This is a genomic window from Arsukibacterium sp. (assembly GCF_033722355.1).
Lineage (GTDB): Bacteria > Pseudomonadota > Gammaproteobacteria > Enterobacterales > Alteromonadaceae > Alishewanella.
In genome coordinates, this window is sequence record NZ_JAWVZF010000105.1 from 1 (window position 1) to 9,698 (window position 9,698).

Here is a 9,698-nt window from a genome sequence, read left to right on the forward strand (position 1 = left end):
CAATATCCGGGCTGGCATAGCGCAGTAACTGCCCTGCTTTCGTTACCAGCGGCGTGATCGCAAGCTCAGCAAACAGCTCTTTTACCGCCAGCTCACTTAACTCGGCGCCCACAACTTGATACTCCTGCGCCAGTAGCCAGTGGATATCGAGGCTCTTGCCACACAGAGGCAAAAATATCCGGGCGCCGGGTGCAAGCTGTAGCTGGTTAAAACAGCTTACCAGCAATGGGTTAGTCGCAGCCTGATGAAAAGCAATTTCTCTTTTCTGCCACTTTTCCTGCCAGAATTCCGGGTTCACATGTTCTCCTGTTACTGGGCTGCCAGTTGATGAGAGGCCGATGACGTTTTTACCGTCGATGTTAGCCTGATAGACACCCTCTTTTATACTACGTCAGCTGCCGCCTAGCATTAATCAGCTTTAACAATTCGACGGTAGCCATCGCATCATCCAGCGCACGGTGGTGGTTGGTCAGCTTAATGTCAAATTCTGCGCATAACTTGCCAAGGCTGTATGATTGCAGCCCCGGATAGTAGCGGCGCATATTGACAACGGTACATAGCTGCGGCATGGCAAACGGCATGTCCAGCCGGGTGAACTCGGCCCGGATAAAGCCGTAATCGAACTTGGCATTGTGGGCAACAAATACGGCGCCCTGCAGGAATTCACTTAACTTAGCGGCAATATCGGCAAAGGTAGGGGCATCAGTTAACATGGCGCTGTTAATACCGGTTAAGCGGGTAATAAATGACGGGATATAACGCTCTGGGTTAATTAAGGTGCTAAAGGTATCCAGCACCTCGCCGGCCTGCACTTTTACCGCACCTATTTCAATAACCCTGTCCAAACCTGCCTTACCACCGGTCGTTTCCACATCCAGCACCACATAGATGCGGTTAGGGTCGACTATCCAGTTAAGCTTTTCTATCCGGGCGTTAAAGCCAGCCTGTTGTAAAGCCATGAGCCTGGCCAGCTGATGGCGCTGAATTTTATCGCCGGGCGCTTTTACTTCAATAAACTCAAGCTGCTGGTCTTTGATCAGCAGTAAATCGGGGTAGCCGCTGCGATGGCGCTTAAAATCCTGCGCCATCGCACGCAGTATGGGCACCAGTGCACTGCTGCCATCGGCATGTTTTGGCGCCAACCGGATTAACGGCAGCAACTGCTCTGCTAAATCGGTGTGCCAGTAAAACAAGCTATTGGCCTTACCGTAATGGGCGGTAATGGCTGCCAGTAGTCGCTCAGCGGCGGTGGCGCTATTCAGCTGCTGCAGTTTCTGCTCTATCTCAGTACTAAACTGCTGATAAAAGCCACCACTGGCCAGGTTGCGGGGCCGGCGTTCAAACGGGTTATGCAACGTGCTGGCGCTATGCTCAAACAATTCATGCCAGAACCACAGACCGAACAGCGCCAGCCAGGGGTTATTTTCCGCATGAAACACCGTATAACCCTGCGCCTGATAAAAAGCCATTACGCCCTGCTCGGCCTGGCCCAGATACAACTCATCGACGCCAATTGCCGGCGCATCGTGCAGCAACTGGCTTAACTGCGATCGACGCTCATTGCCCGCCGGCGCAGTAAATTTGCGCCGGAAAAAGTCCTCGGCAAACAGCCATTCCTCATCACAAGCAGGGTCAGTCAATAGTTGCTGCAAATACTGCTGGCACTGCTCTGGCTTATCTTGCGCATAATACAGCCGCACTAAACGCTCACTGGCCGGAAAGCCATTACTGAGCTGATAAAAGCTGATGGCCAGCTCTGCAAGCTTATGCTGCTCCGCCAGTTTACCCAGCTGATAACAGCGCTCGCTGCGCTTCAGTTGCAGTGCGTCATCTTCTGATAACGGCCACTGACGTACCAGCTGTAACCATTGATTCAGCCTTGAACCGGCATCAGCCGGCTGCTGTTTCAGCTGTTTGCCAAGCTCAATAATTGCCGGTTTGGCTTTGGCCAGCTGATAGGCCAGGGTTGCTTCACTGGCGTGAGTAAACCGGGGCTGAAACTGCTGTTTAAACTGGCCGCTTTGCCGGATCCCCAAATCGCGCAGGGTAAACAGCGATAAGTTGGTTTCAATCCGGCCAAAGTACAGAAAATATAAATAATTCAGTGTGTCCTGGCGCGTAAGCGCCAGATAGCGCTGCGGTAGTTTAGCAATAAGTGCTAACCAGTCTGCCGGCAGCGCCAGCGCCGCGCCCAGCAATAGCGGCTTGGTCAGACTTTTTTTAACCGGCCTGAGCGCGGTATACTCTGCCCATAGCGCCGGTGGCAAGTCGTTTTTTGCCAGCTGCAGTAGCTGCCACAAGGTATCTTTGGTCAGCCTGAGCCAGAAGTCGGTTAAGTCACTGGCGGTTAGTGGCGCGACAAAACCCTTTATCGTCAGTTCGTCCAGCACCGGCCCGGGTGGACCAATTTCGGTGTAGTTAAGCTCGGCATCGCAAAACACCTGACCTTTACGGTTTAACATGCGCACCAGCAGTTGCTGCGCGCTTTCGCTTAGCGCAGTAAAGTCATCGATAAAAGCCCGGCTGTCGGGGGTTAGCACCGGCTGATAATGCTGCACGACAAACTGAAGTAATTCGTTAAAGTGCTGCAGATAATAACCGCTGTCGAGTTCGGGTTGCGCCATTGCTGTACTCACCTTAAATACCATCTGCTACGCTATCGTGTTGCCGACCATATTGGCTAACACTTCCTGCCAGTGTTAAGCTGCAGGCCAGTGATACAGCGAATAACAAGGAACCACGATTTATGGGTAATTTACTGACCATTCTGGTTATTTTATTTGTCAGCCTGTTTGTAATAGTGACCCTGGTGGAGAAATTCGGCAAAAAAGCCGAGGACCAGGACTTAAGCAAATACGCCCGCTGGGTTTATCCGCTGATGGCAGTGATGCTCGGCGCAATACTAATTAAATATTTCTTTATGTCTTAATTTCTTGTTTACCAGCCCGGCGCTGCTGCCACTGCATGACACTAACCAGTAAGGCCGGTAAAAACGTCAGGGCAATAATAGTTGAACACAGTAAGCCGGTCAGCACAATAATGCCCACCCCGCGGTATAATTCGGTACCGGCCCCCGGAATAAACACCAGCGGCGCCAGCCCGAAAATAGTGGTAGTGGTCGACATTAAAATTGGCCGCAGCCGGGTGGCCACTGCTGCCATTACCGCGTCGATAACATTACAATCGGCCTGCTGCAGGTTTTTCCGGCTTTGATCGACAATTAATATCGGATTGTTCACCACGGTACCAAGCAAAATAAGAAAGCCCAGCATGGTTATCATATCAAACGGCTGAGAAATGCCCGGCAAGCCAGCCAGCTGCAGCAAGTCGCCAATGCCGTTAATCACAGCCAGCCCGACCAGGCCGCCGGCAAGGCCCAGTGGCACCGTCGCCAGAATAAACAGCGGATAGCCCCAATGGGTAAAAATAGCCACCAGCAGCAGGTAGATCAGCACCAGCGCGATAGCAAAGTTACCACTTAGCGCCGCTTGCGTCGCCTCCAGCTGATCCGCCGCACCGGTGATACTTAGATTGACTCCTGTGGCAACGTCACCGGCCCGCTGCAACTGCGGCACCAGCTCGTCCTGTACCCGGGCCACTGCCGTTTCCAGCGCCACATCTCGCGGCGGAATAATATACAAGGTTACTGTGCGCCGGCCATCAACCCGGCGTAAACTGGCACTGTCGGCAACCTCAACTAAATCTGCCAGGGCATTTAACGGTAGTACAGCGCCTTGCGGTGTCTGCACCGGTGCCTGAGCCAGCTGCTGCAGGGTCTGATTGGTGCCGGCACCACTGAACAGAAAAATATCGACCTTATCGTCCAGCATAAAGAATTCATCAACAAAGGCACCGTCGCTCAGCGCCGCTACTGCAAAACCAAAGTCGTTCGCGTCAAATCCTACTTCGGCCAGCCGTGACCAGCGTGGCCGGATCTGGATTAACGGCTGGTCAAGCGACAGGGACGACGGATCGGAGTTCAGCTGAGGATTATCAAACAGCTGTTGCGCTGCCAGATAAGCGGCTTCTGCCGTGCGGTATAAATCAGCCAGCTGGGGGCCGGAGATATCCAGTGCCACCGCCCGGGTGCCACCATCATTACTGGAAATAATCGAGCCGCGGGCCGAAAAGGCCCGCATACCGGGATATTCCCGGAATAGCGTGGTCAGGGCGTTCATCATGGCTTCAATGTCGTCATCACGGGTCGGTTCGCTCAAGACCCAGATCCGGCCGACTGACACACTGAGCGAATAATACTGCAATGACGGGATCCGGCTTTGCCCCCGGTCGAATAGTTCAGGATCGGCATTAACGGCATTATTCAGAATAAGCCGGATTTCGTCGGCAATCACACTCATTTCCGACAGGTTATAACCGGGTGGCGCGATCATTTGCGAAAAGGCTTTTGGCTCTTCGCCTTCCGGCAGATATTCCGCTGGCGGCATTAAGATCCAGCCGGCACCTACCGTTAACGCCAGGGTGATCACTAATGTCAGCACCCGGCTTTTCGCACTGCTGACCAGACTGCTGATGCCCCGCAGTAAGCGGCCGGGTGTATCGTCCTGTTCATTTAGTGCTGCGCCCGAGCCAAAGCCCAGCCGGGCAATGGCGGCCGGCACCACAAAGACCGCAACCAGCATCGAGGCAATAATGGCCGAGGCAATAGCAATAGCGATATCGGAATACAGCTGACCGGCTTCCTGCTCGACAAATAAAATCGGTGCAAATACCAGCACGGTGGTCATGGTAGAGGCCAGTACCGCCGGCCACACTTCCTGCACGCCTTTAATGGCCGCATCAAGCCGCTTTAAACCATCGCGCCTGGCCTGTTCAATACTCTCCAGCACTACGATGGTGTTATCGACTGTCATGCCGATAGCAAAGGCGATGCCAGCCAGTGAAATAACATTAATGGTGCGGTTAAACAGCAGCAAACCCAAAAAGGCGGCAATGGTGCAGACAGGTACGCCCATCACCGCCACCAGCGTGGCACGGGGTGAGCGTAAGAACAAATACATAACCATTGTCGCCAGCAAGGCGCCCAGACCCAGGTTGGTCCAGACATTACGGATAGAGCTTTGCACATAGCGTACATCATCGCTGACCAGTTTCAGCTGTAAGCCATTTGCCGCCAGCATGTCCTGATTTATCCGCTCGACTTCCGGCAGCATGGCGTTTTTAATATCAATGACATTAGAGCCGCTTTCCCGGCGCACAGACAAACTCAGGGTGCGCTCGCCGTCGGAATAAGACATATCCCGCACTTCGAAGTGATCAAGCTTTACTTCTGCAATATCTTTAAGCCTTATCTGGCTGTCGCCCCGCTGCAGTATTATCAGGTTTTCCAGCTCGCTCAAATCATTAAAACGGCCAACCATTCGCAGTAAATAGCGCCGTTTGCCGCTGTCGATATCGCCAGCCGATGCATCGGTATTGCGGCTGCGCACTGCCTGGCGGATATCGGTCATACTGATCCCGCGCTGCGCTAACCGGGCCGGGTCAATCAGAATTTGTACCTGACGCGGTGCCCCGCCGCTGACCCCAATTTCCGAGACACCGGGCACCCGTTCCATCCGCGGTCGCACAAAGTCTTCGGCGTAATCACGCACCATATCCATATCCAGCCCAAGCGGGTTACCGGGCAGCGGCATTAACCGGAAATACATAAAGGCATTACTGGAGAAAGAGCTACTGAACAGGCGGGGCTGATCGACATTTTCCGGATAGGCATTAACCTGGCTCAGCGCATTACTGACCCGGATCAGTGCCTCGTTAATATCCACCCCGAACGGAAACTCCAGCTCTATTGTCGCCGACCCCGTTTCAGCCAGCGAGATCATTCGCTGCAGATTCGGCAGATTCCGCAGATAGCGCTCCTGCTCAATCAGAATTTCTTTTTCGATATCCTGAGGTGTCGCCCCCGGCCAGCCAGTAACCACACTGATGGTGCGCACTTCCAAATCCGGGATCATTTGCACCGGGATCCGCATCGCCGCAGCAATGCCCAGCACGGCAATGATTAATACGACTACTGCTAAAATGGTGCCGCGCCGAATTCCTGCTGCCAGCATAGCTGCTCCTTATCGCTGTGACTTAATCCTGCTGTGAGCCCGGGTCCTGGGCAGAGACAATATTGACCGGCTGGCCGTCCCGCAGGGTTTCATTACCGCGGATAACCACCGCCTCGTCTGCTGTCAGACCGTCCTCTACTTCCACCTCTTTGCCATTGCGCCGGCCAACCGTCACCAGACGCCGGTAGGCGGTGTTATCCCGGACGATAAAGACACTGAAGCTGCCATCAGGGTGGCGCAAGATGGCATCGGCGGGCACCACAACACTGTGCTCACTGCGGGTTGTCATATTAAACGTGGCGCTGGCCGACGTGCCAGGCAGTAATTGCAGTTGGCTTGACTGTTGCAACTGCAGCCGCACCAGAAAACTGCGGGCGCTGGCATCAATGACCGGTACAGTTGCAATAATGTTGGCCTGCAGTTCGGTGCCAGGCTGCATATCGCTTTGCACCTTAATTTGCTGTAACTGATCCAGCGTTTGAAAGTGTTCCTGCGGCATTTGCACATCTAAATGCAGCGGGCTTAATGCCACCAGTTCCAGTACCGGTGTACCCAGACTTACCCACTCACCGGCATCAGTCAGCTTAGCGGCAATCACCCCGGCAAAAGGCGCAATCAGTTTGTGTCGTGCCAGTACTTCCTGCTGCTGTGCCACAGCGGCTTGTGCTTGCTGATGCAGCGCTTTTGCCCGCGCATAATTGGCCTGACGCAGTTCCAGCTCAGTTTGCGGAAAGAGTTTTTGCAACGTTAACTGCTCGGCCTCATTGACCAGCCGCGCTGTTTCCGTAAGGTCAGCGGCGGTTACCTGAGCGGCTGCCTGCAGTTGCTTTAACTGCTCTGTGGCCAGCGCCGGATCAAGTTCCAGTAACACCTGCCCTTCGCTTACTTTATCGCCGGCATCAACCCTGACCCGCGACACCAGGCCATCGGTACGGGCTGATAAGCGGGCATGCTGGCGGGCAGTCAGGGTGCCGGTCAGCTGTAATTGCTGACCAACAGTCTGTGCTGCCGGCATGGCGACACGAACCGGCACCGGCTGCTTATCCTGAGCCTGAGCCTGCGCTGATACCATGCTTAGTAGCAGAATGAACGTTAAAAGCGGCCCCTTAAGAGGCGGGCAATAAGCGACTATCCAATTTCGCATAAGGCATCCTTCGCTAACTAACAATGGTTCCGGTTAAGCTGGAAAGTATGGCGCAAAGCCGGCATCAGATCACATTTTTATTGCCAGCTAAGCGGGTTTAACCGGTAAAACCGGCTTAATTGCTGGTACAGCGCCGGGTACTGCGTCTGCAGTTGTTCAGGCTGTTCAAAAAACACTTCAGATATGACCGCAAAGAATTCAGCCGGGTTAGTCGCGCCGTAGCCGTCAAGCAAGCCACTGATGCCACTGGCTGTTTGCTGTTGTAGCTGACCAAACGCCTGCTGCATCACGCTGGACCATTGCTGATAGTCACTGCTGCGGCTAAGCAGCGGTGCACCGGTGGCCAGGCCTTTTTCCTGATCAAGCTGGTGGGCAAATTCATGGATAACCACGTTGCGGCCATCGTGTGGCTGCGCAGCGCCTTCTCTGGCATCCTGCCAGCTCAGAACAACCTTACCCTGCCCCCATGACTCACCGCTTAACACCCGTCGCTGTTCCGTGACCACGCCAGCCGCATCAGGGGCTGCGCTACGGACGATAAAAGCCGCCGGATAAATTAAAATTTGCTCAAGTTTCGGATAATAATAATCAGGCCGGTTTAACAGTAGCAAACAGGCCTGAGCGGCGATCGTGACCCGCATTTCATCAGTTACCGTCATACCCTCACAGCCAATAAACTTTTTTTCAGCGATAAACACCTGAATATGTTTTTTCAGCTGTAACTGCAAATCGGCTGGTAAGGCCCGGAAATAAGGCACCCGCTGGCGGAGAATGGCCCGCCATTGTGCCGGGAAAGGCTGCGCCTGAATTCTTTTACGCCAAAAACGACGCCACGGTTCCCGGCCCAGTACGACACCAATAATCAGGGCGCCAAGCAGTATTACAATCAGGGTTGGCAATGTAAGGTATCCTTAGCTTATGCTTAAGTCACTATGACAGAAAAACGGAACTGTTTGAATGGGGCTGCGTCTTATCCAAGTCAAGCAGTGTTTACTGCCCAACCGGAGTAATTATGTTTAATTTGTTGAAAAACTTACTGGAAAAATCAAATTCAGACTGGCAGGGTAGCGGCAATGCCCATCAGCAATGGCGTGAAGCCGGGCTGAGCGAGCAGCAATATCTGGCGGTGGTGCTGATGTTGCAGTTATCGCATGCCGATTTCAGCTCTGCGCAGCAGGAACATGACGTAGTTATGCAGTACCTGCAAACAGAATTCGGGTTAACTGCGGCCAAAGCTGAGCCGGTATTTGCTGAGGCCCTGGCGCAGGCGGGCGACGCCACCTGCTTGCATGGTTTTACCAGTAAATTAAAAAATTTACCTTATCCGGAGCGGTTGGCTCTACTGGATCAGTTATGGACAATCGCATTTGCTGATGGCGAATTGGAGCCCAACGAGGAAGTGATGCTGCGAAAAATTGCTGATTTATTGTTTATCAGACACGGTGATTACATTCAGAGTAAGCTGGCGGCACAACCACTTAGCTAAGCAGCAATGCCGTCAGCGCCTGTCTGACTCAGCGCTCGTCCTTGTGTAACACTTCGCCTTCGATGACCCGGTTACGGCCATTACTTTGCTGCTGAGAAGAAGTTTGGGTTTGCTGTCCCTCGCTGTGTTGTGCCGCCTGTTGCCGCGCAGCGTCAGCAAAGCGCTGCATCTTTTTCCGGTAGCGATAAATGACAAACGGAATAACCAGCCAGCTGAGCAGCAACATAAATAATAAGAGGGCCGCGGCAACAACCAGCATCAGGCCGAGCACAATCCAGGCCAGCAGGCGTTGCAACAGGTTGCCGTGCTGCCGCCTGGAAAACTGCTGTTGCCAGGCAGCGGCCTGTTGCCGAAACGAAGAATTAAACATAGTTGCTCCCAAAAAATCCGGCACCATGATAAAGCATAGCAGCCACGCTGTCGCCGGCAGCATTAATAAAGTTAACGGCAAAACGGTTTTTGCAAAGATGCGCCTTTAGGCACAAATAAAGCTGTTTGGTTCCATAGCAACCAGATTGAACACGGGTTAACGGCTAATCCAGCAGGCCAATGACGATTACGTCGTTTTATTACTCAGTGCCCAGCCAACAATTTGTCCCCAGCTTGGTTCCTTGCCGTACATTTGCATGCCGCGTAAAAAAATTCTGCCAGCGATCCGGCGCATCCACGCTACTGTTGCCACCAATAACATCAGTGATAACGCCGGTTGCCACCACGGCAACTCAACCATTGCCATTTTGACCGGCATGGCGGCAAAAGAGGTTAGTGGCAACCAGCTTAGTATTGTCATGGCGGTGCCGGTGGGGCTGTCAATAACCAGATAGGTAAACAGCATTGGCAGCCAGGTGATCATCATCACGGCTCCCTTGCCACTGGTGTTCGGGTCATCAATCGAGGCGGCGATGGCGCCCATAAAGCAGGCACTGAGTAATACCCCCAGTAACGCAAATGGCAGCAGCCAGAAAAGCACCGGCCAGTTCAACCAGCTTAAGTTAAC

At 53.4% G+C, this 9,698-nt stretch carries 8 protein-coding genes and 1 pseudogene; 2 read left to right on the forward strand and 7 right to left on the reverse strand.

Features of this window, described 5'->3' with window-relative positions; all coding sequences use genetic code 11:
* Window positions 1-298: pseudogene (locus R3177_RS10140) on the reverse strand (thiopurine S-methyltransferase); the annotation flags it as partial.
* A gap of 88 nt (window positions 299-386) precedes the next feature.
* Window positions 387-2,624, reverse strand: a complete 2,238-nt coding sequence (locus R3177_RS10145; RefSeq protein ID WP_318970920.1) for an exonuclease domain-containing protein — start codon at window positions 2,622-2,624, stop codon at window positions 387-389.
* 122 nt (window positions 2,625-2,746) lie between these two features.
* On the opposite strand from R3177_RS10145, the gene R3177_RS10150 reads away from it, so the two are divergent.
* Window positions 2,747-2,929 carry a hypothetical protein gene (locus tag R3177_RS10150; protein WP_318970921.1) on the forward strand — a complete coding sequence of 61 codons (183 nt, stop codon included), beginning with the start codon at window positions 2,747-2,749 and terminating at the stop codon, window positions 2,927-2,929.
* On the opposite strand, the gene R3177_RS10155 is transcribed toward R3177_RS10150, so the two are convergent.
* The 3 genes from R3177_RS10155 to R3177_RS10165 form a co-directional block, all read right to left on the reverse strand.
* Window positions 2,919-6,071 carry an efflux RND transporter permease subunit gene (locus tag R3177_RS10155; RefSeq protein ID WP_318970922.1) on the reverse strand — a complete coding sequence of 1,051 codons (3,153 nt, stop codon included), beginning with the start codon at window positions 6,069-6,071 and terminating at the stop codon, window positions 2,919-2,921. The two genes, R3177_RS10150 and R3177_RS10155, sit on opposite strands and share 11 nt — an antisense overlap.
* Before the next feature lie 22 nt (window positions 6,072-6,093).
* On the reverse strand, window positions 6,094-7,215 hold the full coding sequence (locus tag R3177_RS10160) for an efflux RND transporter periplasmic adaptor subunit (RefSeq protein WP_318970923.1): 1,122 nt from the start codon (window positions 7,213-7,215) through the stop codon (window positions 6,094-6,096).
* A 77-nt stretch (window positions 7,216-7,292) separates the two neighbouring features.
* On the reverse strand, window positions 7,293-8,114 hold the full coding sequence (locus tag R3177_RS10165; RefSeq protein ID WP_318970924.1) for a zinc-dependent peptidase: 822 nt from the start codon (window positions 8,112-8,114) through the stop codon (window positions 7,293-7,295).
* A gap of 113 nt (window positions 8,115-8,227) precedes the next feature.
* Here R3177_RS10165 and R3177_RS10170 point away from each other — a divergent pair, with 113 nt between their 5' ends.
* The gene (locus R3177_RS10170) at window positions 8,228-8,701 is read left to right on the forward strand and encodes a TerB family tellurite resistance protein (RefSeq protein WP_318970925.1); all 474 of its coding nucleotides are present in this window, start codon (window positions 8,228-8,230) and stop codon (window positions 8,699-8,701) included.
* Window positions 8,702-8,729: 28 nt separating this feature from the next.
* On the opposite strand, the gene R3177_RS10175 is transcribed toward R3177_RS10170, so the two are convergent.
* The gene (locus R3177_RS10175) at window positions 8,730-9,071 is read right to left on the reverse strand and encodes a hypothetical protein (protein ID WP_318970926.1); all 342 of its coding nucleotides are present in this window, start codon (window positions 9,069-9,071) and stop codon (window positions 8,730-8,732) included.
* Between the two features lie 186 nt (window positions 9,072-9,257).
* A partial coding sequence (locus R3177_RS10180) for an ABC transporter permease (protein ID WP_318970927.1) occupies window positions 9,258-9,698 on the reverse strand: 441 nt, incomplete at its 5' end.

Coding starts and splice junctions, on each gene's coding strand:
- R3177_RS10155 (WP_318970922.1), bottom strand. CDS start 6,071: ATGCTGGCAGCAGGAATTCGGCGCGGCACCATTTTAGCAGTAGTCGTA.
- R3177_RS10145 (WP_318970920.1), bottom strand. CDS start 2,624: ATGGCGCAACCCGAACTCGACAGCGGTTATTATCTGCAGCACTTTAAC.
- R3177_RS10150 (WP_318970921.1), top strand. CDS start 2,747: ATGGGTAATTTACTGACCATTCTGGTTATTTTATTTGTCAGCCTGTTT.
- R3177_RS10175 (WP_318970926.1), bottom strand. CDS start 9,071: ATGTTTAATTCTTCGTTTCGGCAACAGGCCGCTGCCTGGCAACAGCAG.
- R3177_RS10170 (WP_318970925.1), top strand. CDS start 8,228: ATGTTTAATTTGTTGAAAAACTTACTGGAAAAATCAAATTCAGACTGG.
- R3177_RS10160 (WP_318970923.1), bottom strand. CDS start 7,215: ATGCGAAATTGGATAGTCGCTTATTGCCCGCCTCTTAAGGGGCCGCTT.